The sequence below is a fragment of the Mycobacterium sp. 852013-50091_SCH5140682 genome (assembly GCF_001665685.1).
Classification (GTDB): domain Bacteria; phylum Actinomycetota; class Actinomycetes; order Mycobacteriales; family Mycobacteriaceae; genus Mycobacterium.
The window spans coordinates 1-24,497 of record NZ_LZTB01000058.1 but is presented as its reverse complement, the minus strand read 5'-3'; the positions used below and the strand labels follow the sequence as shown (position 1 = coordinate 24,497).

The following is a 24,497-nucleotide window of genomic DNA, read 5'->3' as shown; positions in this document are numbered from 1 at the left end:
GGTAGGTCCTTTCAAGGCTGAAGCTGGGCTGTTGGAGGGCTGCGGTTACACGACGAACATGTCTTCCTTGGCCCATTGAGGGGCTGCGATACGTGCTGCAGCCGCGTGAGCCATGTAAGTGAGGTGATCGCTGCCCTCGGGGACTTCCTTGGGGATCATCCCGCTGACCTTCTGTGTCTTGAACACCGTGCCGGGTGCCAGGTCGAAATGGGGGAATTCGGGCTCGGTGCAACCAAGGCAGGGCATCCCGGCTCGTGTCTTCGAAGACTGGCGGTTCCACAGAATCCGGTTGCACGGCGAATGTGTCATCGGACCCCGGCAGCCGAATTCGTAGAACAGACAGCCCGTACGAGTGCCTTCGCCGAACGACATCGTGGATTGCTTATATTCGAAGAACTGCACGCGCGTGCAGCCGGTTTGCGTGAATGTCTTGAAGAACGTCTCTGGACGGTGCAATTCGTCCAGCGTGATCTCACCAGCACGGCCGGTGGCCAGTGCGACGATGATCTGGGTGATCCAGTCGGGGTGGGCGGGGCAGCCGGGGACGTTGATGACCGGGAGGCCCATCTTGGAGCGGAAATCGGGTCCGAGGAACCCGCCCTTGCGCCTTTTGTGGAACTGCAGTCCGGTCGACGCGGAAGGGTTCGGTTCAGTCGCAGGAATACCACCCCAGCATGCACAATCGCCGATCGCGACCACGATCTGCGCGGCGTCGCACAGGTCGGTGACCCAGTCCTTCATCGGACGATCGGCAAACATATCCATTCGGCCAGTGCCGTTCGGCGCTTCGATCACGGTGCCCTCGAAGACAAAGATGTCCAGTGGCCGTTCACCCCGTGCGCAGTCCCAGAATACCTTCTGAGCATTGCTTCCGAGCTCAAGTCCTAGCGACGGGTGCCAGAGGAGGTCGAGTCCGAAGTCGACGATCAAGTCGACGACGTTGGGCTCCTCGGCATTCAGGAACGACATCGTGTTGCCGCTGCACGCTCCTCCTTGAAACCAGAGCACAGACGCCATGAAAACTCCTCTCGGGCTTTATGTTTGGGCTGTCAGAACACGTGTGACGATGAGGGTCGGGGTGGCGCAACAGGTGTCAGACGCTTGGCGAATCCTGGGGCGCCAATCGCCTTCCGAAAGCGCGCGCGATGTGAATCATGAAGCCCAGGCCACGGGATACATCGGGGTCTTTGGTAACGCGCATCAGGGCGAAAACTCCCTTGGGGCCGCGGGGATCGGTGGCGGCGGCGCGTTTTCCTTCGAGCAGTGCCTCTCCGGCGTCTGCGAGGACGCCGGCGGTCTCTGGGTCGGTGAGGGGCGAGCGCAGCAGTGTGTCCAACGCGGGCGCGGCGTTGATGACTGCGGCGGATAACCGGGCAACCGTCTCGCTCAGAGCGCCCAGGTCGACCGCCGGCCACGAGGCCGTACCACTGCTCGCGGCAGCGAGACCTCGTACCTCGGCGAGACCTGATGCCACATTGTCCCCAATCACTTCAGCACGGCGTACCAGCTCGTCGAGGCCGACGATGATCGTGGCGATGAGGTCGGCGTGGTCGAGGATCAGCGAAATCGATGTGGCGATCTGTGGATCATCGAGTCGGGCGATGATGGCATCTCCGGGCGAGTCCGCGATGAGGTCTTCGGACTCACGACTGTCAATGAGCGAAGCATGTGCAGCCACCCCTTGCCTCCTACGCCGGTGTGTTGGTGATCACAAACGCTAGCCCCGCGTGGCCGCAGGGGCCTATCGATATCGCGCAGCAGCTGTCAGAATTGCGCAGAGTTGGGGTCGCAGATGCGCTCAATGGCATGAGGAGTCTTGAATGATTGCAGCGAACGCTTCACCAATCTGTGGATTTGCTGCCCGCTTCCAGGATGGCTGACTGTTGTGTCTCGTCTATCCAGGCTGGGTTTCATCGACACGCGGCGGACCGGCGACCCGGTGCGCCGGAAGGTGCGATCGCGTGGTGTGCCGCCGGCTCTGGCAAACAACGAGATCTTCTACACCGAGAGTGTTCGCGAAGCTGGGAAGCTACTGAGCCGGGCGCTGGCGCCGGGGTGGATCACCCTCGGTGAGGACCCGTCGGGCTTCGCATCGACTATGCATGGCGTGCGGCTGCGCAACGTCAGCATGTTGTATCTGGACTTGCATGTCCGGTCGACCCTGGAGATTCCTGTGCTCGGCCGATACTTCGGCGTGCATATGCCCATGAATGGCACCGCGCACTGTCAGCACAATGGGCACGAGTTCGAAGCGAACACGATCAGGGCCCTGGTGACGAATCCGGGCACCGCCCTCACAATGCGCTTCGACGACGACTCACCGCAGTTGCTGATCCGCATCGAAGAGCAGGCTCTGGTTGACTACCTCACCCGGCTACGTGGGCGAAGGCTAACCGCGCCTCTGGTTTTCGACCCGCAGTTCGACTTGACCACCGATGTGGCCACGCGCTGGCACGCGGCTGTGCAGCTGCTGCACACGGAGGTCTATCAGACCGGTTCGCTCGTCCATAGCGGCCATGGAATCGATGGCATCGAGGACCTGCTCATGAACAGCTTGCTGCACATTCAGCCGTCGAACTATCACGATGAGTTCATCAGGCCCTTGACGGATCCGGGTCGTAGGGTGGTCCAGGAAGCCATCAAGTACATTGACGCGCATCTGGCCGAACCGATCACGATGGACTCGCTCGCTCGCAGCGTCCACATGAGCATCCGCTCGATCCAGCAAGGCTTCCGCGACGAATTAGGGTTATCCCCAATGGCTTATATTCGCGATCGTCGTATGGAACGAGTGCACGCAGAACTGACCGATGCTCTTCCTGCCGACGGTGTGACGGTGACTGACGTGGCAACCCGTTGGGGCTTCAACCATCTCGGCAGCTTCGCCGCGGAGTATCGGAAGCGCTGGGGCATGGCACCGTCGGAAACACTGCGTCAGTGAGTCGAGGAAACGTGTATGGTCGCGTCAGACTCGAGGAGGTCGACGGTGCATGAACTCTCGATCTGCAATTCGATGCTAGCCATCGTGAGAAAGCACGCGCAGGGACGAGACGTCCTGACCGTCCACGTACAGATCGGGGCGATGCGTCAGATCGTTCCCGACACGCTCGTCTATTGCTGGTCTTTGGTGACCGAGCGCTCCGATTTGGAAGGCACCGAGCTTCAGGTCGAGCGTGTACCCGCAAAGATCCGGTGCACAAACTGTGGCTTTGAGCAGGTCCTCGACGAATTCGTGATGGCCTGTGCATCGTGCTCGGGTCATGCTGTGGACCTTGTTGAGGGTAACGAATTCCTCATCACCTCATTGGATTTGGCGGAGGTATGACCGATGGGCAGGTTTCACCGACACGACGACGGCGTCGAGCACGAGCACGAACACCCGCACGAGCTTGACCATTCGCACGATCACGGTGATCATTCCGGCTACACCACCGCGAGTGATCGCGTGGTGGTACTTGAGCGCATATTCGATGAGAATGACAAAACGGCCGCAGCGAACCGCCAGGACTTCGAGCGCGCGGGCTTGACGGCGGTGAACTTGATGTCGTCTCCCGGTGCCGGAAAGACAACGCTGCTTCGGGAAACCTTGCGCGAACTGCAGAATCGGCTCCGGATCGGAGTGGTCGAGGGTGATATCGAAACCAGCATCGACGCGGACCGGCTCAGCGGACTCGGTGCCGCGATAGCCCTGATCAACACCGCAGATGGGTTCGGAGGCGAGTGCCATCTCGATGCGCCCATGGTGCGGTCGGCACTACCTCGGCTGCCACTGGCCGATCTTGAGCTACTTGTCATCGAGAACGTGGGAAATCTCGTGTGCCCCGCAGAGTTCGATGTGGGCGCGCATGCGAGCGCCATGGTGTACGCGGTCACCGAAGGGGAAGAGAAACCGCTGAAATATCCGGTGATGTTCCGTTCGGTCGACCTCGTCATCGTCAACAAAATCGATCTGATCCCGCACCTCGACTATGACTTGTCGGCGTTCTACACCAACCTACGCACAGTAAACCCAGCGGCCAGGGTGATCGAGACGAGTGCTCGCACTGGACATGGCATCTCCGCCTGGTGCGAATGGCTGGCCGAGCTGCACTCAAGGAGAAGCTCAGGCCAAAGCGTCGGCTGAGCTCACTCGACAGGCAGCCACCCAGCCACCCACCCAAGAGGGGGATGGCCTCTTGGCGTGGTGCGGAGATCCTTTGGGCATGTTTGCAGACCGCACCACATTGGTCCAATTCCTGATAGAAGAACGTCGACGACACCCGCACGCGTCCGGCGATCTCAATGGCCTGATCCTCGATGTAGCGCTCGCCTGCAAGGCGATATCGAACCGCGTCGCGGTCGGGGCGTTGGGCGGGTTATTGGGATCGGCCGAACACACCAATGTCCAGGGCGAAGTGCAACAAAAACTCGACGTGCTCGCCAACGATTACTTCCTCCGCGCCACTGAATGGAGCGGACATGTCGCTGGAATGGTGTCTGAGGAGCTGGAGGAACCCTACTGCCCGCCGGCAGAGTATCCGCGGGGCAAGTACCTGCTGCTGTTCGATCCGCTGGATGGATCATCGAACATCGATGTGAATGTTTCTGTGGGAAGCATATTTTCGATCCTGCGGGCCCCTGAACCAGGGCGTGACGCGGAACCCCAGGATTATCTGCAGCCGGGCGCTCAGCAAGTATGTGCGGGATACGCGATTTACGGCCCGTCGACGATGCTGGTTCTATCGGTCGGTACCGGTGTACACGCGTTCACCCTTGATCCGAGCCTCGGTGAGTTCGTACTTACTCGAGAATCGATCCAAATACCCGCCCATACCAAGGAATTCGCCATCAATGCGTCCAACCAGAGGTTCTGGGAGCCGGCGGTACAGCGGTATGTGCAGGAGTGCCTGGCCGGCCGGTCGGGCCCGCGACAAAAGGATTTCAACATGCGCTGGGTCGCGTCACTGGTGGCTGAGACACATCGTATCCTCACCCGGGGAGGCGTCTTTCTGTACCCGCGGGATTCTCGTGAGCCGGCCAAGCCGGGCCGCCTACGTCTGCTGTATGAGGCGAACCCGGTGGCCTTCCTTATCGAGCAAGCGGGAGGCGCTGCCAGTACAGGTCGAAATCGGGTGCTCGATGTCATCCCCGGCGAGGTACACCAGCGGATCTCGTTGATTTTCGGTGCTCGCGAAGAGGTTACGCGAATCGCCGAATATCACTGCGAGAGCTACGATTCAACCTCGGCGCTGCCGCTGTACGGCAACCGTGGCCTGTTCCGCGCGGCTCAGGCAGGCTGACCGCGGTGTCGCGAGCACATCCGATCATCTCGGTCACCGGGTCCTCGGGTGCCGGCACCACCTCGGTGATGCGCACCTTCCAGCAGATATTTCGCCGTGAGGATGTCAACGTCGCTTATGTCGAGGGCGACAGCTTCCACCGCTTCGATCGCCTTGAGATGAAATCAGCGATTGCCGAAGCGCATGCTCGTGGTGACCACACGTTCAGCCACTTCGGTCCGGCAGCCAACCTTTTCGAGGAACTCGAGGCGTTGTTCCGAAGCTACGGAGAGAACGGGACCGGCAAAGTCCGCAAGTATCTCCACGACGACGAAGAAGCCAGGCCGTACGACCAGAGCCCTGGAACGTTCACCACTTGGGCGGACCTACCGGAGGGCACCGAACTGCTGTTCTACGAGGGCTTGCACGGTGCGATCACGACCGAGACAGTGGATGTCGCACGGCATGCCGACCTTCGCATCGGCGTGGTTCCCGTGATCAACCTGGAGTGGATCCAAAAGCTGCACCGGGACAGGTTTGTTCGCGGGTATACCTCTGAGGCCGTTACCGACACGATCCTCCGAAGAATGCCAGACTACCTGCACTACATTTGCCCGCAGTTCTCCAACACGGATGTCAACTTTCAGCGCGTGCCGGTGGTAGATACCTCGAACCCAATCATCGCCAGGACCATTCCCACGGCAGACGAATCCATGTTGATCATCCGGTTTCGTGATCCCCACGGCATCGATTTCCCGTATCTGTTGGCGATGCTGCATGATTCGTTCATGTCACGCCCGAACACCATTGTCTGCCCGGGTGGGAAAATGGATCTTGCCATGCAACTCATTTTCACGCCGATGATCCTGCGCCTGATCGATCGGCGGAAGGCCGCACTACGTGACGCGCAACTTGTCAGTCGATGAGGACGTCGCAGTAACTCATGCGATACCGAACTCTTTGATCTTGCGGTAGATGGTGGCACGCGACATTCCGAGCGCTTCGGCGGCATCGCTTTTGCTGCCGAAGTTCTCCTGAAGGCTGCGCACGATGGCATCGCGTTCGAGGGCTTCGAGCTGGGTCAGCCGTCGACGGGACACTGAGCGGCACTCGGCCGGCAGTTTGTCGGCGCCGATCGTGCCGGTACGTTGCAGGGAGACGGTTTCTGCCAACACTTTCCGTAGTTGAGCGACGTTGCCCGACCAGGGCAGTTTGGTGAGTTGGCGCATGGCCTCGGGCGCGAGTCGCACATCCGCTCCGCGGGTCAACTCGCGCAGCAGCGCGGGGACGAGCTCGTAGAGGTCTTCTATGCGGTGGCGTAATGCCGGTACGGTCACGGTGTGGGTGAAGAACGGCAGAAGCAGCGCGTCCACCCGTGGTGAGCGAGAATCTGTGCCCATGGTGGCCGCCACCCAGCCCCGCCCGGCGCAGGTCTGGAGGATGGTCGACAGAGGATCCAAAGCGTCGTCGGGCAGGGTGTCGACATTGGCCAGCACCACCGCGAAATCGTCGCCTTCCGTCTCCGCATCCAGTTCCGCGATGAAGCTCTCTGTCGTGTGGAAACCCTCGAACCGAAGTATCCGCACGGTGCGGGAGGGATTGACGTGCTGGGCGACTGCCTGTCCTAGCCTGGCCCGGCCTGATCCACACTCGCCCTCGATGACTACCCAATCGCGGTCTCGGCAGCACCGGCTGACCTGCTGGCAGCTGCGTAGCCACGAACTGCTCCGCCCCGCGAGCCGCGGGATGGTTTCCACCGAGGCAGACTGCGCAAAGCTCGATTGATTGTTCAGGTGCACATGCAAAACCGCGGTGCCGTTGGCATTTCTTTCCGAGATCATCTCTGCCAACGTGATTCTCACCGTGATCCCACTGGGCAGTGAGGCGATCGTGGTCGAGCGCCCACGCGAATTCACCATTTCCGCGGCGTGATCAAGCAGCGTGCTCTGGTCGACGGCATCGAGTGTCTGCCTCAGATGGGGGTTCATCAGAACGACTTCGCCCCCGATGGCGAGCACACCACCGGGATACCTGCGCGTGTGTTTGAGGTAAGAGTCGAGGAGCGCGGTCTCGCGCTCGTTCCGCAATGCCGTCAGGCGGTCCTCGATCTGACTGCCCGCGCTCTTCGCCAGGACGAACAAGAGGGGGTCGGACTGCCTGGCCCAACAAGTGAGGTCGACGACGCCGAGCACCCTGCGGATGACCGGATCCCGGATGGGTGAGCCGGCGCAGGCGAGCCGCTCCAGTGTCCCGACGTAGTGCTCGCTGCCGCGGATGAAGGTGGCGACGCCGGTTTCCAGTGTCGTGCCGATACCGTTGGTGCCGGCGAACTCTTCGGCGTAGCTGTATCCCCGTGCCAGCCGCACGTCGTCGAGTGCCCGCATGATTGCCGGGTCCGATAAGGTCCGGTCGAGCACCACGCCGTCGGCCGAAGTGAGGATCACGCCCACGGCTTGGTCTGCCAAGTCGCTGGCAATGCGCCGCAGGACGGGCGTGGCCGCGGCCAGCAGCGGCGTATCCGGGTCGGGCTCGCGCACGAAACTCAGGTCCACGCGGTCGGGGTGAACATCCAGCGCTTGGGAGCGTCGCCAAGAATTGAGCACGTCGGGCGTCACGAGGTTGCTGTGTGCCGCGCCGTTCGCGAGAAATTCTTCTCGAGCTCGACGGAGGTCCTCGCCGGTGCGGACGCTGTTGGCCATCTGCGGTTCCTCGACATTGAAGCGGATGCGTTAGGAGCCTAGCTGCCCACTCTGTGGGCTGCGTCTCACTTTGAGACAAGATGGCCGCGGCCCGCTCGATGTGATTCATGTCTCATAGTGAGACGTCTGTGACCTGCGCCTCGGGGTTGCATCTGTGTGCATCGAACGACCGCCGGCAGCGGCGGCCCCGCACACAGGAGGCGCACTTTGAGTAGGCAAAGCCTGACCAAGGCCCATGCAAAGATCACCGAACTCTCGTGGGAACCGACGTTCGCCACACCAGCGACGCGCTTCGGCACGGATTACACGTTCGAGAAGGCACCGAAGAAAGATCCGCTCAAGCAGATCATGCGGTCCTACTTCCCCATGGAGGAGGAGAAGGACAACCGCGTCTACGGAGCCATGGACGGCGCGATCCGCGGCAATATGTTCCGGCAGGTTCAGCAGCGATGGCTGGAATGGCAGAAGCTGTTCCTGTCGATCATCCCGTTCCCGGAGATCTCGGCCGCCCGCGCCATGCCGATGGCCATCGACGCCGTGCCCAATCCGGAGATCCACAACGGGTTGGCCGTGCAGATGATCGACGAGGTGCGGCATTCGACCATCCAGATGAACCTCAAAAAGCTGTACATGAACAACTACATCGACCCGGCCGGCTTTGACATCACCGAGAAGGCGTTCGCCAACAACTACGCCGGCACCATCGGTCGCCAGTTCGGTGAGGGATTCATCACCGGGGACGCCATCACGTCGGCCAACATCTATCTCACGGTCGTCGCCGAGACTGCTTTCACCAACACACTTTTCGTCGCGATGCCCGACGAGGCGGCAGCCAACGGTGACTACCTGCTGCCAACGGTCTTCCACTCGGTGCAATCCGACGAGTCACGGCACATCTCCAACGGTTACTCGATCCTGTTGATGGCGTTGGCCGACGAGCGCAACCGGCCGCTGCTCGAACGCGACCTGCGGTACGCATGGTGGAACAACCACTGCGTCGTGGATGCCGCAATCGGGACCTTCATCGAATACGGCACCAAGGACCGCCGCAAGGACCGCGAGAGCTACGCAGAGATGTGGCGGCGCTGGATTTATGACGACTACTACCGCAGCTACCTCTTGCCGCTGGAGAAGTACGGTCTGACGATCCCGCACGATCTCGTCGAGGAGGCGTGGAAGCGGATCGTCGACAAGCACTACGTGCACGAGGTGGCCCGCTTCTTCGCCACCGGGTGGCCGGTCAACTACTGGCGCATCGACGCCATGACCGACAAGGACTTCGAATGGTTCGAGGAGAAGTACCCGGGCTGGTACAACAAGTTCGGGCGCTGGTGGGAGGACTACAACCGGCTGGCCTACCCCGGCCGCAACAAGCCCATCGCCTTTGAAGAAGTTGGCTACCAGTACCCGCACCGCTGCTGGACATGCATGGTTCCCGCATTGATCCGTGAGGACATGATCGTCGACAAGGTGGACGGTCAATGGCGGACCTACTGCTCGGAGACCTGCCACTGGACCGACGCAGTCGCTTTCCGGAGTGAATACGAGGGTCGTCCGACGCCGAACATGGGCCGGCTCACCGGATTCCGGGAATGGGAGACCCTGCACCACGGTAAGGACCTTGCCGACATCGTAGCCGATCTCGGGTACGTCCGAGATGACGGCAAGACGCTGGTGGGGCAGCCCCACCTGGAACTTGATCCGGGCAAGATGTGGACCCTCGACGATGTCCGCGGCAATACGTTCAACAGTCCCAACGTGCTGCTCAACGAGATGAGCGACGAAGAGCGGCAGGCGCATATCGCCGCCTACCGCGCCGGTGCAGTCACCGCCTGATTACCCCGATCTCCGGTGGGTGGCGTCGGCTTGGCGCGCCACCCACCGGAATCCACCAGAGAATGCACAACTCCCATAGGAGGCATGGTGGCCGATATCCACCGCATCAGCTTCGAGCCCGTCGACATCGAGATGGACGTGGCAGAGGACGAGAACATCCTGGACGCCGCGTTCCGGCAGGGCATTCACTTGATGCACGGCTGCCGGGAAGGCCGGTGCTCAGCCTGCAAGTCCTACCTACTGGACGGCGACGTCCAGATGGACGACTACTCGACGTTCGCCTGCAACGACGCAGAGGTGGAAGAGGGCTATGTGCTGTTGTGCCGTTCACACGCCTTCAGCGACTGCACGATCGAGCTGCTGAACTTCGACGAGGACGAACTCCTCGGCGGCGTGCCGATTCAGGATGTGCGTACCAGAATCACGGCGATCGAGCCCGTCACCCGCGACATTGTGTCGTTGCGACTGGAGGCCGTCGCTCCGGCGACATTCGAGTTCAAGGCGGGGCAATACGCCGACATTCACATCCCGGGGACCGACGAGCACCGATCCTTCTCGATGGCCTCGACCTCATCCACACCCGGACACGTCGAGTTCTTGATCAAGAAGTACCCGGGCGGAAAGTTCTCCGGACTGCTCGACGAGGGGCTTGCCGCAGGCGATGAGCTCGCGCTCACCGGGCCGTACGGCACGTCGACTCTGAAGGACGGGCACATCCTGCCGGTGGTGTGTATTGCGGGTGGCGCGGGAATGGCACCCGTACTGGCGTTGCTCCGCCACATGCGCGAGACGGCCAGCCCCCGACCTGTGCGGTTCTACTACGGCGCGCGCACCGCCTCAGACCTCTTCTATCTCGATGAGATCGCCGACATAGGAAAGAGTTTGGTGGATTTCGAATTCACCGCCTGCCTGTCGGAGTCGATGGACGGGGAACTGCCCGCCGCGGTAAGCGTCGAGAACGGCAACGTCACTGATGTCGTCGCCCGCCACGAAGCCGATATCGCCAAGCACGAAATCTACCTGTGCGGCCCGCCGCCAATGGTCGACGCCGCCCTCGAGCTGCTGCAAGACCACTCGGTGCCCAAAGACCAAGTGTTCTACGACAAGTTCACCAGCCCGATCTTCGACTGAACCGTTGCAGCCCAACAGAAAGAGAGCACGATGTCCGCACCTGCAAAGCAGCGCAGCTTCCCCAAGATCGAGTTCACCGACTCGGAGGCGGGTGCGCTGGAATTCCCCAGTTCGAAGAGCCGGAAGTTCACCTACTACCAGCCCGCGAAACTGCGCTCGACGATGTACGAGGACGTCACGGTGGATGTCCAGCCCGACCCCGAGCGACACCTCACCCAAGGCTGGATCTACGGATTCGGCAACGGCCCTGGCGGCTATCCGCAGGACTGGACGGTGGCCAAGTCGATCAACTGGCATGCCTTCTTGGACCCCAACGAAGAATGGGACCAGACGATCTACCGCAACAACACCGCGGTGGTCAAGCAAGTTGAGTTGTGTCTGAAGAACGCCAAGCGAGCGAGGGCGTACGACGGCTGGAACAGCGCCTGGCTGAAGTTCCTGGAGCGCAACGTCGGTGCGTGGATGCACGCCGAGAACGGCCTCGCGCTCCACGTTTTCACATCGATCCAGCGGTCCGCGCCGACCAACATGATCAACACCGCCGTCGCCGTGAACGCAGCACACAAGCTGCGTTTCGCGCAGGATCTCGCGCTGTTCAACCTGGATCTTTCCGAGGAGGCTCACGGATTCGACGGAGCTGCGCACAAGCAGGTATGGCAATCGGCACCGGAATGGCAGCCCACGCGTGAGGTGGTCGAGCGGCTGACCGCGGTACCGGACTGGTGCGAACTGCTGTTCGCCACGAACATCGTCTTCGAACAACTCGTCGGCTCGCTGTTCCGCAGCGAACTCGTGATGCAGATCGCCGCGCGTAACGGCGATTACATCACCCCCACCATCGTCGGCACCGGTGAGCACGACTACGACCGGGATCTCGCATATGCCCGCAACCTGTTCCGGCTGCTGGCGCGCGACGAGGTCCACGGCGAGTCCAACAAGGCACTGTTCTCGTCATGGCTGGCAACCTGGGCGCCGCGCTGCCTGGATGCCGCCCGGGCGTTGCAGCCGTTGTGGTCGCAGCCGGCCGAGAAGGCAGTCACGTTCGCTTCCAGCCTCGGTGCCGCCGAGGAGAAGTTCACATCCCTGCTCGAATCCATCGAGCTCGACGTTCCCGAGGAGTTGCAGAAGTGAGCATGCAGTTCGGATCCGCGACGGAATTCTCCAACAAATGCGGTGTGACACTGATGAACACACCGATCGGTCGGGTGGTTGCCGACGTCATGGGCGCCAAGGACGGGGTGGAACTAACCGAGTATCCCTCGATGATCCGGGTCGACGGCGAGCGTCTGCTGAACTTCGACTACGCCGAACTCACAGATGCGCTGGGTGAGGAGTTCGACGGCTCCATATTCGAAGAGATCAGCTCGACCCACTACGGGCGCATGGTGCACCTGGACGACAAGACACTGCTCTTCGCCAGCCCCGAGGATGCCGCCGAGTACATCGGCTTCGACCTCACCGCGAAATAACCCGACCAGCAAGGAGTCTCGATGTACACCAAGGACGGCAACTCTTATTTCATCGTCGACGGTCACGTCCACATCTGGGACGGGCGCGCATCGAACCACAAGAACGTGCACGGCAAGCAATTCATCGATTGCTTCTACGACTACCACCGCAATCTCTCACCCGAGGAGGAGCTTTGGGACTACGACACCTACACCTACTACGGTGGTGACCGGCTCATGCGTGATCTGTTCGTCGACGGCTACGTCGACCACGCCATATTCCAGGCCACACTGCTGAGCGATTTCTACGTCAACGGTTTCGGCCAGACCGAAGAGGCGTTCGGGCTGGCGCAGCGTCATCCCGACAAGCTTACCTACAACCATGCCTACGATCCGCGATACGGTGAAGCCGGCCTGGAACAGCTGCGCAGAGACGCGGAGCGGATGAACCTGCAGGGCGTCAAGCTGTACACCGCCGAATGGCACGGCGATTCCCGCGGCTACAAGCTGGACGAGCCCTGGTCCCGGCGCTACCTCGAAGAGTGCATCGAGTTGGGCATCCGTAATATCCACGTGCACAAGGGGCCTACCATCCGGCCGCTGGACCGGGACTCGTTCGACGTCGCCGACGTCGACAAGGTAGCCACCGACTATCTGGAACTCAATTTCATCGTCGAACACGTCGGCCTGCCCCGGCTGGAGGACTTCTGCTGGATCGCCACGCAGGAATCCAACGTCTACGGTGGCTTGGCCGTCGCGATCCCGTTCATCCACACCCGTCCCCGCTACTTCGCCCAGATCATCGGCGAACTGCTCTACTGGCTGGGCGAGGACCGCATCCTGTTCGGCAGCGACTATGCGCTGTGGACGCCCCGGTGGCTGGTGGAGAAGTTCGTCGACTTCGACATTCCAGAGGACATGCGATCGGAGTACCCGTCGATCACCGTGGCGCAGAAGCAGAAAATCCTCGGGCTGAACGCCGCCGCGCTCTATGACATCGATGTGCCAGAGCAATTCCAGGGCGCCGAGGAGCAGAGCGTGGCCGCGGTCGCGGCGGCGGTACCGCTGTGACCGCGATGCTGGCCGGTCTTGACGCCCAGGTGCAGGCGGCGCTGGACACCGTGTTGGATCCCGAACTGGACCAACCGATCACCGAACTCGGGTTCGTCCGGTCGGTCGCCATCGACGACGCCGGCATCACCGTTCACCTGCGCCTGCCCACGGCGTTCTGCTCACCGAACTTCGCCTACCTGATGGCATCCGACGCCTTGGACGCTCTGCGGTCGATCGACGACATCGGTGCGGTGCGGGTGCTCCTCGACGATCACCACGACAGCGACAAGATCAACGCCGGGCTGGCCGCCGACTCCGGCTATCTCGGCACGTTCGGATCCGAGGCGCTGGAGAGCCTCGACGATCTGCGGAAGACGTTCCAGCGCAAGGCGCACACGGCAGCAATGGAACGGTGTGTGGCCACCGCCATTCGTGACGGTCTGTGTGCGCCCGACGGGATCCAACGGCTGACGCTGCGGGATCTGCAAGACGGCCGGGAGAAGTCGGCGTTGATGCGGCGGCGTTTCGCCATCGGCTTGAGCACCTGCCCTAACAGCCGGGTGCTGGTGGACGAGGATGGTCATCCGCTGGCGCCGGAAGCCGCACCGATGCGGCTGAGGTACGCGCGTTCGGTCCGTGTCTCAATTGAGGGAAACGCGCATTTCTGCCGAGGATTGCTTGCCACCCGTTACGGCGAAGCTGCCTCTTCGACAACACAATTCACCAATACCAGAACCAGGAGTCCGCAATGAAGGCCGTCCAGGTGGTCGGATACCACACCAAACTGCAATTGACCGAGGTGCCGGACCCCAAGGTCGCCGGTCCCCTGGACGTGGTGGTGCGCATCGGTGGGGCAGGGGTGTGCCGCACAGACCTGCACATCCTGGAGGGCCAGTGGGCCGAGAAATCCGGTGTGACACTGCCGTACACCATCGGCCACGAGAATGCCGGATGGGTGCACGACGTGGGGGACGCGGTGACCAACGTCGCCCCGGGCGACAAAGTGATCCTGCATCCCCTGATCACCTGCGGACTGTGCCGGGCATGCCGGTTCGGTGACGACGTCCACTGTGAGAACAGCCAGTTCCCGGGCATCGACACCAACGGTGGCTACGCCGAGTATTTACGCACCACAGCCCGCAGTGTGGTGAAGATCGACGACACACTCGAGCCCGCCGATGTGGCTGCGCTCGCCGACGCCGGGCTGACCGCCTACCACGCCGTCGCGAAGGTGGCACACGCCACCCGCCCCGGGGATGTGTGTGTGGTGATCGGCGCCGGCGGTCTGGGACACATCGGAATTCAAGTTCTTAAGGCGATTTCGGGTGCGACCGTCGTGGTGGTCGATCGCAACCCGGCGGCCGTCGCACTGGCTGTCGAGATCGGCGCCGACCGGGGCATCGTTGCCGACGGCACCCACGTGGAGCAGATCCGGGATCTCACCGGCGGTCACGGTGCCGAGGCTGTTCTCGACTTCGTCGGGGAGGGGGGTGCGACCAAGGAGGGCGTCGCCATGCTGCGTCGGGCCGGGAACTATTTCGTCGTCGGCTACGGGGAGAACATCGATGTCCCCACCATCGACATCATCTCCACCGAGATCAACTTCATCGGCAACCTTGTCGGCTCGTACAACGATCTGCAGGAACTGATGACTCTGGCCGCGCAGGGCAAGGTCGCGTTGCACACGAGCAAATACGCGCTCGACGAATTCCAAACGGCACTTGACGATCTCGACGCGGGACGGGTGCGCGGGCGCGCCATTCTCGTTCCCTGAACATCTCTTCGACAGACCCACAGAGAGGAACAAGCCATGGCCAAGGAATTGCGGTACAACACTGATGCCCGTGCCCGGTTGGAGTTCGGCGTCAACGCGCTTGCCGACGCCGTCAAGGTCACACTGGGCCCGAAAGGACGAAATGCGGTCCTGGAGAAGCTGACCGGTCCACCAACAATCACCAACGACGGTGTCACCATTGCGCGTGAGATCCAATTGGCCGATCCGTTTGCGAACATGGGGGCGCAACTGGTCAAGGAAGTGGCGATGAAGACCAATGGTGCCGTTGGGGACGGCACCACCACCGCGACTGTGCTGGCCCAGGCCATGGTCCGCGAAGGGCTGCGCGCGGTGGAAGCCGGAGCCAACCCAATGCGGTTGCGCCGCGGCATCGAACGCACGGTGCCGGTGGTGTTACAGGCGCTCACCGAACAGTCCGTGCCGGTGGGGCGCGGAGACCTGGTCCGTATCGCCACGCTGGCTGCCAGCGACGACGACGTCATCGGAGAGGCCATCTTCCGTGCGGTCGAGCATGTCGGAGAGGCGGGGGTGATCACCACCGAGGAAAGCGACGCATTGGGGCTGTCGGTCGACATCGTCGACGGGATCGAGTTCGACCACGGCTATATTTCGGCCTACATGGTGACCAATCCCGAGCGCATGGAGGCTGTGCTCGACAACCCGCTGATCCTCTTGACCAATAAGAAGATCACCGCGGTTCAGGACATCATGCCGACCATCGAGGCGGCGAAACGGGCTGATCGCCCGCTGGTGGTGCTCGCCGAGGATGTGGACGGGCACGCACTGCAGCTGCTTGTCGGCGGAAACATGCACCGGACCATGCAATCTGTGGTGGTCCGGGCCCCTGGTTTCGGCCACCGGAGGGTCGCGGAACTCGAGGACCTGGCAGTCGCCCTGGGGGGCCACGTCGTCGCCAAGGACACCGGAATCGAACTGTCCGAAGTGCTCATAGAGCATCTCGGATCGTGTGACCGCATCACCGTAACCGAGGATCAGACCACCATCGTGGGGGCCCGCGGCGAACATCACCTGGTGGACGCCCGGGTCAGCCAACTGGAGGCCCAGCGGGAGCGCGCCAGGATCGATGCCGACCGCGACAACCTTGATCTGCGTATCGCCCGGTTGACCGGCCGAGTGGCGGTCATCCGCGTTGGCGGCGCGACCAGCGTGGAGCTCAAGGAACGTATGCTGCGGGTCGAGGACGCGTTGGCGGCCACCCGGGCAGCGCTGCAAGCCGGCATCGTGGCCGGCGGCGGCACCGCACTTGCACAGGCCCACCGGGCGCTGGCCGACCTCGCGTTGCCCGGGGATGAGACGATCGGGACCCAGGTGGTGAGCCGCGCATTGGCCGAGCCGCTGCGCTGGATAGCGAACAATGCCGGGTTTGAGGGCGACGATGTCGTCCAGATCGTGCAAGACCTTCCTCTCGGTCACGGATTCAATGCGCTGACAGGCGAATACGGCGACATGTTCGACGAGGGCGTTATCGATCCGATCAAGGTCACTCGAGCGGCGCTGGAAAGCGCGGCCTCCATCGCGGCCCTGCTGATCACGACCGAAACGGCGGTCGTCGAACAGGTTCTCGGAAATCCTGGCGCCATCATCGCGCCCGGTTTCGGCGACCTGGCTGAAGGCATGGTCCGTCCGTCGAACATCTACTGACGCAGGAGGTGACATGAAAGCGCTTGTCTACCAAGGCGAGGGCCGGCGATCGTGGGAATCCGTACCCGATCCGGCGATCCGGGATGCGACCGATGTGGTGGTTCGGGTGGACGCCGTGACGATATGCGGCACCGATCTACACATTCTCAACGGTGACGTGCCAGACGTGGCTGCGGGCCGGGTACTAGGGCACGAGGCTGTCGGCACCGTGGTCGAAACCGGATCGGCGGTGACGCGAGTGGCTGTCGGGGACAGAGTGCTGGTCTCCTGTGTGAGCGCGTGCGGATCCTGCAGATACTGTCGTGCGGCCGCATTCGGACAGTGCCTGGGCGGTGGTGGCTGGATCCTGGGCCACCTCGTCGATGGCACCCAGGCGGAATACGTCAGGGTGCCGTTCGCGGACAATTCGACGTACAAAGTTCCCCACGGAATCAGCGACGAGCAGATGATCTTGCTTGCCGATATCCTGCCGACCGCCTACGAGGTAGGCGTCCTCAACGGTCGCGTTGGGCCTGCTGACGTGGTCGCGGTAGTCGGTGTCGGGCCGATCGGTCTTGCGGCGATCCTGACGTCGAAACTGTTCAGCCCCAGCCACATCGTGGCGATTGACCGGACCGAGAGCAGGCTTGACGCCGCACACAAACTCGGTGCCGACGTCCTGGTGAACAACGGGGCCGATGACCCGGTCGCCGTGATCGCGGAGTTGACCGGCGGTCCGGGTGCGGACGTGGCAATGGAGGCGGTGGGTACTCCGTCCACCTTCGAGCTGGCCACGGCGCTGGTGAGGCCGGGTGGACGTGTAGCCAACATCGGTGTCCACGGGGCACCGGTGACCCTGCATCTGGAGACCCTCTGGAGTCGGAACCTCAAGGTGACCACCGGTCTTGTCGACACGTATTCGACACCGACCCTGATCGATCTGATCGCCGGCGGGCAACTCGATACCTCCGGGCTGATCACCCACCGTTTCGCGCTGAGTGACTTCGAGACAGCCTACGACGTGTTCGGGCGAGCCGGCGAGACCGGCGCGCTCAAAATCTTGCTGGAAGGACTGCACCGATGATCTTCATCGTGGTCCGGTTCAATGTTGTGCCGGACCGCCAAGATGAATGGCTCTCACGTACTGCAGAATTCACTGCAGCGACCCGTGCAGAGCCGGGGAACCTGTGGTTCGAATGGTCGCGCAGTGTCGACAATTCATCAGAGTATTTTCTGGTAGAGGCATTCCGGGACCAGCAGGCAGGTCGCGAACACGTGGACTCCCAGCACTTCCGCGACGGCCTGGAGTCGATGCGTCCACTGCTGAGCAGGACACCGCGAATCATCCACACCGAGATCAATGGAGATGACTGGTCGGAGATGGGCGAGCTGCAGATCGGCGCAAGGACATAGCAATCGTCACTTACGCCTGTTTAGTCACCGCGAAAGTGCGCGCAACACGATCTCGGTCGTGAGTTGAGCGGTGAAGTGGCGGGACCCGCGCACTCCAGCGACTTCTACCAATCGAAATTCGCCATGCACATAGCGCCTGCTTGCGCGCGCTACTCGATCAAAAGCCGCCGTGCCGACCAATATGGTGGTATCCAGTTCCACTGTGGGGCAGTGGGTATCGCGCACCTTTCCGTCGATACCAGGCACCTTTGGGTGACCGGAATCGACAACGACCATGCCAGTGAAACGATGCCGTTGCGTGGCGGCGAGTTTCCACGCCAGTTCGCCGCCGTAGCCGTCACCAACGAGCAGCCCGCCGGTCACCTCGAGTTGGTCAAGAATGTTCACGACGCATTTGGGAGTCAGTCCGGCTTGCGCATGCACGCCGATGATGCGGAACGCAGCGACATGCAATCTTTCCCGCACGAGCGCGTACGGACCTAAGCACCGTGGTGCTTCGTCGAGCATGATGACCACGCGACCGGTGTCCGGACCGGACACGGTCACCGGCACGTGATACCCATCGATCGACTCCAGAAGGTGTGTCGAAGGGTGGTATTGGGGTCTGGTCGCGTCAACCATCGGTCATCCGTAACGGTGCCCCGGCGGCTGGGTTGCAGCGTAGGAAAATGTGGTGTAGGCGATCCTTCGGTCAGAACCCTCGGCGCGGTCGAGCCTGAAACCGGGTTCAGTCTCCGGCCGTTGCACGAGGAATGAGAACGCCGTGGTTTGACGGCCGAGACGTGCGTCGTATGCGTTCAGGCGGACATAGGACCTCGGATATGCGGTACGGCACGCGTTGACCTCCAGCATCACCCCGGCGGCGTCCTTCAGGTCGAACATCGGCAATCCCCACATTTCCCAGTACACGTTGCGTGGATGGGGGTCATCGGTGAATTCGACTGACAGTGGCCAATTGTTGTCGAGCGCGTAGTTGATCTGAGCCGCTATCTCGTCGTCTGTGAAATCCGGAAGGTAGGAGAAGGTGCCTTGGGTGATTCGCATGTACGGTCCAATCCTGGTCAGGTAAGGGTAGGTGTGGCGACGACGTCGGGAGTATCCGTGGACTCGTAGTTGAACGAGATGTCGCCCCACGTGGCCAGAGCGGTGTCGAGCGCGCGGTTCTTGGCCGCCGCCTTCTTGAGAATCTCCGGTCCCTCCTCGTAGTAGTCGCGGCCTTCATTGCGAGCCTTGATCATTGCCTCGAGCGCTACGCGATTTGCTTCGGCACCGGCAGCGATCCCCATAGGGTGACCGATGGTGCCACCGCCGAACTGAAGAACGACGTCCTCGCCCAGATAGTGGAGCAATTGATGCATCTGCCCGGCATGGATGCCTCCCGACGCAACTGGCATGACACCGGGCATAGACGCCCAATGCTGATCGAAGTAGAGACCCTTGACCGGGTCGGCCGCAACGGAGTCGAGCCGCAACGTGTCGTAGAAGCCGGCGATGGAGTTGGGATCTCCCTCGAGTTTTCCGACGACCGTGCCCGCGTGAATATGGTCCACACCAGCCAACCTCATCCACTTGGAGATCACCCGGAAGCTGATGCCATGTGTTTTCTGGCGGGTGTAGGTGCCGTGACCGGCTCTGTGCAGATGCAGTAGGACACCGTTCGCCCTGGCCCAGTTCGCCATCGATTGGATCGCGGTGTACCCGATGGTCAGGTCGATCATCACGATCACCGAACCGAGTTCCTTGGCGAATTCGGCTCGCTCGTACATCTGCTCCATTGTGCCCGCGGTGACATTGAGGTAATGACCTTTGATCTCACCGGTGGCGGCTTGTGCTCGGTTTACAGCTTCCATGCAGAACAAGAATCTGTCGCGCCAACGCATGAACGGTTGCGAGTTGATGTTCTCGTCATCTTTGGTGAAGTCCAGCCCTCCACGCAGCGCCTCGTAGACCACGCGGCCATAGTTTCGCGCTGACAGACCCAACTTGGGCTTGGTCGTGGCGCCGAGCAGAGGCCGACCGAACTTGTTCAGGTGTTCACGCTCCATCACTACACCGTGCGCTGGGCCTTGGAAAGTCTTGACGTACTGGGTTGGAATACGCATGTCTTCCAAGCGAAGTGCCTTGAGCGGTTTGAATCCGAAAACATTGCCGATGATCGAGCTTGTCAAGTTGGCGATCGACGCTTCCTCGAACAGGTCAAGATCGTAGGCAATCCAGGCGATCCATTGCCCAGGTGCGTTCGGCACTGCGTCCACGCGGTAGCACTTGGCCTGGTAATGCTCGAAGGTCGTCAGCCTGTCGGTCCATACCACTGTCCATGTGGCCGTGCTAGATTCGCCGGCAACCGCTGCCCCTGCCTCTTCTGGGGGCACGCCGGGCTGCGGCGTGATCCGAAACGCGCACAGCACATCGGAGTCTTTTGGCACATAGTCCGGTTGCCAGTAACCCATCTCGGCGTAGGGGATCACCCCGGCATTCCATCGATCTGTCATGGGTGGAATGCTGCCAGTGAACAATCAACGTGTCTATTGACATTCTTCGACCGATTCTCAAGTAAATACTTTATGGTTTCACCCCGCGCATCCACCTCCTTGGTGAGGCTGTAAGTGGTGCAGGCCGCTAACTTTCGGACCACCACCATGGAACCGAAGGGCAGGACCAGATGACGATTTGTCGACAGATTGCAGCGCAGATGATGGCGCCGGGCAAGGGGATCCTTGCCGCCGATGAGAGCATTTCCACCATGTCGAAGCGGTTGCAGCAGGCTGGAGTCGAACCGACGGCAGAGAACCGTCGCAAGTATCGGGAACTGCTCGCTACTGCACCGGCCCTGTCTGCGAGCATCTCGGGCATCATCTTTTGCGACGAGACACTGCGGCAGAACTTCAGCGATGGAACACCTTTCACGGAGGCAGTGCGCAGTCTTGGTATTCTGCCGGGAATCAAGGTCGACATCGGGGCTAAGCCGTGTCCGGGCCTGCCCGGCGAGACGATTACCGAGGGTCTCGACGGACTCCCGGAGCGATTGGCTGAGTACTCACAGATGGGTGCCGCATTCGCCAAATGGCGGGCTGTGTTCTCCATAACCGCCGAATCGCCGAGCTGCGGGGCGATTCGGGCGAATGCGAGCGCATTGGCGCGGTACGCCGCGGCATGTCAGGAAGCCGGAATTGTTCCCATCGTCGAACCCGAAGTGCTCATGGAGGGCGTTCACAATCCGAGCGTCTGCCGCGACGTGACAAGCGAAGTTCACACCGCCGTGCGAGCTGAACTTGCATTGCTCCATGTGGATCTTGCGGGGATCGTGCTCAAGCCGAACATGGTTATCGAAGGTGATGGATACGGGCGCCGATCGACGCCGGACGAGATCGCCGACATCACTGTGGATCTGCTGAGGGCATGGCCGGGCGACCTTGCCGGAGTTGCCTTCTTATCTGGCGGGCAGTCGCCAGAGCGGGCTACAGCCAATCTGGAGGCGATGCAGTCGCATCACACGCCGTGGCCACTGACGTTCTCCTTTGGCCGCGCACTGGTGTCACCTGCGTTGACGGCGTGGCATGGTGATCCCGACCGCATTGAGGCCGGGCAGGCTGCGCTACTCGAACGCGTGGCTGCCAACGGTGCCGCAGCGCGACGGCGGGCTGAACTCCAGTCAGCCTGAGTCTCGCCCGGGGACAGCGCGTTTACCCCCTCAACCGATGCGCTGTCCCCGTGGCGTTGGCGAACCTATGAATCACAGCGCGTGCGGATCTCTTATCCGATAGCTTGCACCGAGCGTCGAGTGAGGTCGACAACTTGACGCTCACCGTGATCGTATTGGACGAGCACGTAACCCGGTGAGATTGAACGGACCCACCCCAGCCGGCCGAGCACTCCTGAAGCCACTCGCACCCGGTCACCCGTTGCTAGAACGAGTTGCGATGACATTGCAGACCTCCTCTGCCAGCTGGGGTGATCTCTAGCTTGCGGTTATCCGGCGTCTCGCGCCGCACCCAACCGGGGGACGAGACGGGGGCTTTGTGTGAGTCGAACCCCTCTGCGCGGCCATCTAGTCGGGGGAGAACATGGCAAGCTCCCGGATCCTATGGTGTTGTTCGTGAAACCAAAGAGTCACCGAGAACATCACGTGACCATCCGGGTAGGCGTCACCGGCTTCGGCCGCAACTTTTACCGGGCCGTCGCGGCGCAGCAAGCCGAGGGCCCGCTCAAGGGCATCATGAAGTGCTACGACGCGCCGATCGTGTCAAGTCGAGCGACATCGTCACCGACCCGCACAGCTCGCTGTTCGACTTGGGCCTGACCAAAGTCATCGACAACGACAACCAGGCCAAGGTCGTCTCCTGGTACGACCACGTGTGGGGCTACTCCAACCGCCTCGCCGATCTGGTCGCACTGGTCGGCGAGTCGCTCTAGCCCTTGACGACTCGCTACGACGGTCAGGGCAAGAAGGACCCAGCACGGGTCGCCAGGTCGAGCAGCGGCTGGGGGATGACGCCGAAAACTACTGTGGCTGCTGCGGCTAGCGCGATAACCGTGATTGTCGGCCATTCCGGCAACACGGCCCGAGGTGTCTCGGAATCAGGTGCGTTGAAGAACATCATCACGATCACGCGGGCGTAAGCGAAAGCCGCTATGGCACTGCTGATCGCACCTACCAGGACCAGAGGCCCGCCGCCCGCGCTGGCAGCGCTCTGAAAGATCGCAAACTTGCTGACGAACCCCGCTGTCAATGGAATACCCGCCATTGACAGCAGGAACAGTGTCAGTGTGCCGGCCGCTTTGGGTGAGTATCTGCCGAGTCCGGACCAATGGAGGATGTCAGTTGCTTCTTGGCCGTCGGGTTGTCTGATCGTCGAGATCACGGCAAATGCACCCAAGGTTGTTACGGCGTACGTGACGAGGTAGAACATCGTCGCGGACAACCCATCCTGGGATCCTGACAGTCCCAGCAGCAGAAATCCAACGTTCGTGATGGACGAGTAAGCGAGCAAGCGCTTGATGTCCGTCTGGGTAACTGTCAGCACAGCAGCGACCAGCATCGTGAGGACGGCGCAGCCCCAGAGAACCGGGCGCCAGTCGGTGACCAGATTCGGCAGAGCGACGTAAAAGACGCGCAACATAGCGCCGAAGGCCGCGATCTTCGTCGCGGCGGACATAAATCCGGTGACCGGAGTCGGCGCGCCTTGGTACACGTCGGGCACCCACCAATGGAACGGAACCGCACCTACTTTGAACAGCAACCCGGCCGATAGCAGGCCAACTCCGGTAATGGCCAACGATATTGGACCGCCTTGGCCGGACAGCGATTCGGCGATACCCGACAATGTCAGTGTTCCGGAGTATCCGTAGACGAGTGCGACGCCATAGAGGAAGAGCGCAGATGAGAACGCTCCCAACAGGAAGTACTTCAAAGCGGCTTCCTGCGACATCAGCCTGCGACGTCGTGCGAGCCCACAAAGCACGTATAGGGGCAGCGAAAGCACTTCCAACGCGACGAACATGGACAGAAGGTCAGCAGACGCGCAGAATGCCAACATTCCGCCGGTCGTGAGCAGAAACAACGGAAATATCTCAGTCTGGACGATCCCAGCGGCGTCGGCCCATTGCTCTTCGCGGCTGTCAGGAATCAGCGACCCTTGGCGGGCGAAGGCGGCGAGTCGGTGTTCGGTGATCAGCGCCACCGTTGATAGGCCGACCACCAGAATCGCGCCTTGGAAAAACAGTGTCGGTCCGTCCACCATGACGGAGCCCATCACCGCGGTGCCGTGGTGGGACCCAACAAGTAGCACCGCGACGAAGGCAGACCCGAGCGCAGCCACAGTCAACGTGGCCTGGGCGCGGTACCGAGCATCTTGGGGTAGCAGCGCCTCGATGAGTATCCCGGCCACTGCGGCTCCGAAGACGATCAGCATCGGAGACAACAACGCGTACTCGATGCTGGGCTTGAGAATTGTCATTGCGCATTCATCCTCGACGCAGGAACGGTCTGGATATATGAGATCGCGGGGTTGATCACGTCAAGCGCCACCTTCGGATACACACCGAGCACCAGAAGAAGCGCGATAAGTGGAGCGACGACGATGACTTCACGAAGTTCGAGGTCGCGGAAGTGCCGTGTTTGGTCAAGGACCGGTCCGGTCATCATTCGCTGGTAGGTCCACAGGATGTAGACCGCGGAGAGCACCAGGGCGGTCGCGGCGAACACCGCCAGCACTGGGTAGCG

General features: G+C 61.7%; 23 protein-coding genes and 2 pseudogenes. 17 read left to right on the top strand and 8 right to left on the bottom strand.

Going from position 1 to position 24,497, the window contains the following annotated elements:
• Window positions 1-45: 45 nt before the first annotated feature.
• Together A5784_RS17895 and A5784_RS17890 are read right to left on the bottom strand one after the other, a co-directional pair.
• Complete coding sequence (locus A5784_RS17895; RefSeq protein ID WP_064946242.1) at window positions 46-1,017, bottom strand: NADH-quinone oxidoreductase subunit B family protein; 972 nt, start codon at window positions 1,015-1,017, stop codon at window positions 46-48.
• A gap of 76 nt (window positions 1,018-1,093) precedes the next feature.
• Window positions 1,094-1,678 carry a helical membrane plugin domain-containing protein gene (locus tag A5784_RS17890; protein WP_064946241.1) on the bottom strand — a complete coding sequence of 195 codons (585 nt, stop codon included), beginning with the start codon at window positions 1,676-1,678 and terminating at the stop codon, window positions 1,094-1,096.
• 207 nt (window positions 1,679-1,885) lie between these two features.
• On the opposite strand from A5784_RS17890, the gene A5784_RS17885 reads away from it, so the two are divergent.
• From A5784_RS17885 to A5784_RS17865, 5 genes are all read left to right on the top strand, one after another.
• Window positions 1,886-2,941 (top strand): AraC family transcriptional regulator, encoded by a 1,056-nt coding sequence (locus tag A5784_RS17885; protein WP_064946240.1) that lies wholly within the window; start codon window positions 1,886-1,888, stop codon window positions 2,939-2,941.
• 45 nt (window positions 2,942-2,986) lie between these two features.
• Entirely contained in the window at window positions 2,987-3,325 is a 339-nt protein-coding gene (locus tag A5784_RS17880; RefSeq protein ID WP_064946344.1) for a hydrogenase maturation nickel metallochaperone HypA, read from the top strand.
• 3 nt (window positions 3,326-3,328) lie between these two features.
• Window positions 3,329-4,123, top strand: coding sequence for a hydrogenase nickel incorporation protein HypB (gene hypB / locus A5784_RS17875; protein ID WP_064946239.1), 795 nt, complete (start codon window positions 3,329-3,331; stop codon window positions 4,121-4,123).
• A gap of 79 nt (window positions 4,124-4,202) precedes the next feature.
• Window positions 4,203-5,279 (top strand): class 1 fructose-bisphosphatase, encoded by a 1,077-nt coding sequence (locus A5784_RS17870; protein ID WP_064946238.1) that lies wholly within the window; start codon window positions 4,203-4,205, stop codon window positions 5,277-5,279.
• A gap of 5 nt (window positions 5,280-5,284) precedes the next feature.
• On the top strand, window positions 5,285-6,184 hold the full coding sequence (locus tag A5784_RS17865) for a phosphoribulokinase (RefSeq protein ID WP_064946237.1): 900 nt from the start codon (window positions 5,285-5,287) through the stop codon (window positions 6,182-6,184).
• Window positions 6,185-6,199: 15 nt separating this feature from the next.
• Here A5784_RS17865 and A5784_RS17860 read toward each other — a convergent pair whose 3' ends face one another.
• A complete protein-coding gene (locus A5784_RS17860) occupies window positions 6,200-7,957 on the bottom strand; it encodes a sigma-54-dependent Fis family transcriptional regulator (RefSeq protein WP_064946236.1) in 1,758 nt (585 codons plus the stop codon).
• Window positions 7,958-8,164: 207 nt separating this feature from the next.
• Between A5784_RS17860 and A5784_RS17855 the strand changes: the two genes are divergently transcribed.
• The 10 genes from A5784_RS17855 to A5784_RS17810 all read left to right on the top strand — a co-directional run bounded on the left by A5784_RS17855 (window position 8,165) and on the right by A5784_RS17810 (window position 18,274).
• A complete protein-coding gene (locus tag A5784_RS17855) occupies window positions 8,165-9,793 on the top strand; it encodes an aromatic/alkene/methane monooxygenase hydroxylase/oxygenase subunit alpha (RefSeq protein ID WP_064946235.1) in 1,629 nt (542 codons plus the stop codon).
• Between the two features lie 87 nt (window positions 9,794-9,880).
• Window positions 9,881-10,924: a 2Fe-2S iron-sulfur cluster-binding protein gene (locus A5784_RS17850; RefSeq protein ID WP_064946343.1), complete on the top strand. Its 1,044-nt coding sequence runs from the start codon at window positions 9,881-9,883 to the stop codon at window positions 10,922-10,924.
• 30 nt (window positions 10,925-10,954) lie between these two features.
• Window positions 10,955-12,055 carry an aromatic/alkene monooxygenase hydroxylase subunit beta gene (locus A5784_RS17845; RefSeq protein ID WP_064946234.1) on the top strand — a complete coding sequence of 367 codons (1,101 nt, stop codon included), beginning with the start codon at window positions 10,955-10,957 and terminating at the stop codon, window positions 12,053-12,055.
• The gene (gene mimD, locus A5784_RS17840; RefSeq protein ID WP_062830758.1) at window positions 12,052-12,393 is read left to right on the top strand and encodes a propane 2-monooxygenase effector subunit MimD; all 342 of its coding nucleotides are present in this window, start codon (window positions 12,052-12,054) and stop codon (window positions 12,391-12,393) included. The genes A5784_RS17845 and mimD overlap by 4 nt, the downstream gene beginning before the upstream one ends.
• Window positions 12,394-12,414: 21 nt before the next feature.
• Window positions 12,415-13,443 carry an amidohydrolase family protein gene (locus tag A5784_RS17835; RefSeq protein WP_064946233.1) on the top strand — a complete coding sequence of 343 codons (1,029 nt, stop codon included), beginning with the start codon at window positions 12,415-12,417 and terminating at the stop codon, window positions 13,441-13,443.
• 5 nt (window positions 13,444-13,448) lie between these two features.
• Window positions 13,449-14,177, top strand: coding sequence for an iron-sulfur cluster assembly protein (locus tag A5784_RS17830; RefSeq protein WP_064946342.1), 729 nt, complete (start codon window positions 13,449-13,451; stop codon window positions 14,175-14,177).
• A complete protein-coding gene (locus A5784_RS17825; RefSeq protein ID WP_064946232.1) occupies window positions 14,174-15,199 on the top strand; it encodes an NAD(P)-dependent alcohol dehydrogenase in 1,026 nt (341 codons plus the stop codon). The genes A5784_RS17830 and A5784_RS17825 overlap by 4 nt, the downstream gene beginning before the upstream one ends.
• A gap of 36 nt (window positions 15,200-15,235) precedes the next feature.
• Window positions 15,236-16,882 (top strand): chaperonin GroEL, encoded by a 1,647-nt coding sequence (gene groL, locus A5784_RS17820; protein ID WP_064946231.1) that lies wholly within the window; start codon window positions 15,236-15,238, stop codon window positions 16,880-16,882.
• A gap of 13 nt (window positions 16,883-16,895) precedes the next feature.
• Window positions 16,896-17,945 (top strand): alcohol dehydrogenase catalytic domain-containing protein, encoded by a 1,050-nt coding sequence (locus A5784_RS17815; protein WP_064946230.1) that lies wholly within the window; start codon window positions 16,896-16,898, stop codon window positions 17,943-17,945.
• Complete coding sequence (locus A5784_RS17810; protein ID WP_064946229.1) at window positions 17,942-18,274, top strand: putative quinol monooxygenase; 333 nt, start codon at window positions 17,942-17,944, stop codon at window positions 18,272-18,274. Before A5784_RS17815 ends, A5784_RS17810 begins: the two co-directional genes overlap by 4 nt.
• Before the next feature lie 24 nt (window positions 18,275-18,298).
• Here A5784_RS17810 and A5784_RS17805 read toward each other — a convergent pair whose 3' ends face one another.
• From A5784_RS17805 to A5784_RS17795, 3 genes are read right to left on the bottom strand one after another with little or no spacing between them, the layout of a single operon-like run.
• Entirely contained in the window at window positions 18,299-18,895 is a 597-nt protein-coding gene (locus A5784_RS17805; protein ID WP_064946228.1) for an alpha/beta hydrolase, read from the bottom strand.
• A 3-nt stretch (window positions 18,896-18,898) separates the two neighbouring features.
• Window positions 18,899-19,318: a ribulose bisphosphate carboxylase small subunit gene (locus tag A5784_RS17800; RefSeq protein ID WP_064946227.1), complete on the bottom strand. Its 420-nt coding sequence runs from the start codon at window positions 19,316-19,318 to the stop codon at window positions 18,899-18,901.
• Window positions 19,319-19,335: 17 nt separating this feature from the next.
• Window positions 19,336-20,766: a form I ribulose bisphosphate carboxylase large subunit gene (locus A5784_RS17795; RefSeq protein WP_064946226.1), complete on the bottom strand. Its 1,431-nt coding sequence runs from the start codon at window positions 20,764-20,766 to the stop codon at window positions 19,336-19,338.
• A gap of 170 nt (window positions 20,767-20,936) precedes the next feature.
• On the opposite strand from A5784_RS17795, the gene A5784_RS17790 reads away from it, so the two are divergent.
• Window positions 20,937-21,935, top strand: a complete 999-nt coding sequence (locus tag A5784_RS17790) for a class I fructose-bisphosphate aldolase (RefSeq protein ID WP_064946225.1) — start codon at window positions 20,937-20,939, stop codon at window positions 21,933-21,935.
• Between the two features lie 531 nt (window positions 21,936-22,466).
• Window positions 22,467-22,687 (top strand): annotated as a pseudogene (locus tag A5784_RS17785) (type I glyceraldehyde-3-phosphate dehydrogenase); the annotation flags it as partial.
• A 23-nt stretch (window positions 22,688-22,710) separates the two neighbouring features.
• On the opposite strand, the gene nuoN reads toward A5784_RS17785, so the two are convergent.
• Window positions 22,711-24,231 (bottom strand): NADH-quinone oxidoreductase subunit NuoN, encoded by a 1,521-nt coding sequence (gene nuoN / locus A5784_RS17780; RefSeq protein WP_064946223.1) that lies wholly within the window; start codon window positions 24,229-24,231, stop codon window positions 22,711-22,713.
• Window positions 24,228-24,497: pseudogene (locus A5784_RS17775) on the bottom strand (hypothetical protein); the annotation flags it as partial. The gene nuoN and the pseudogene A5784_RS17775, both read right to left, overlap by 4 nt.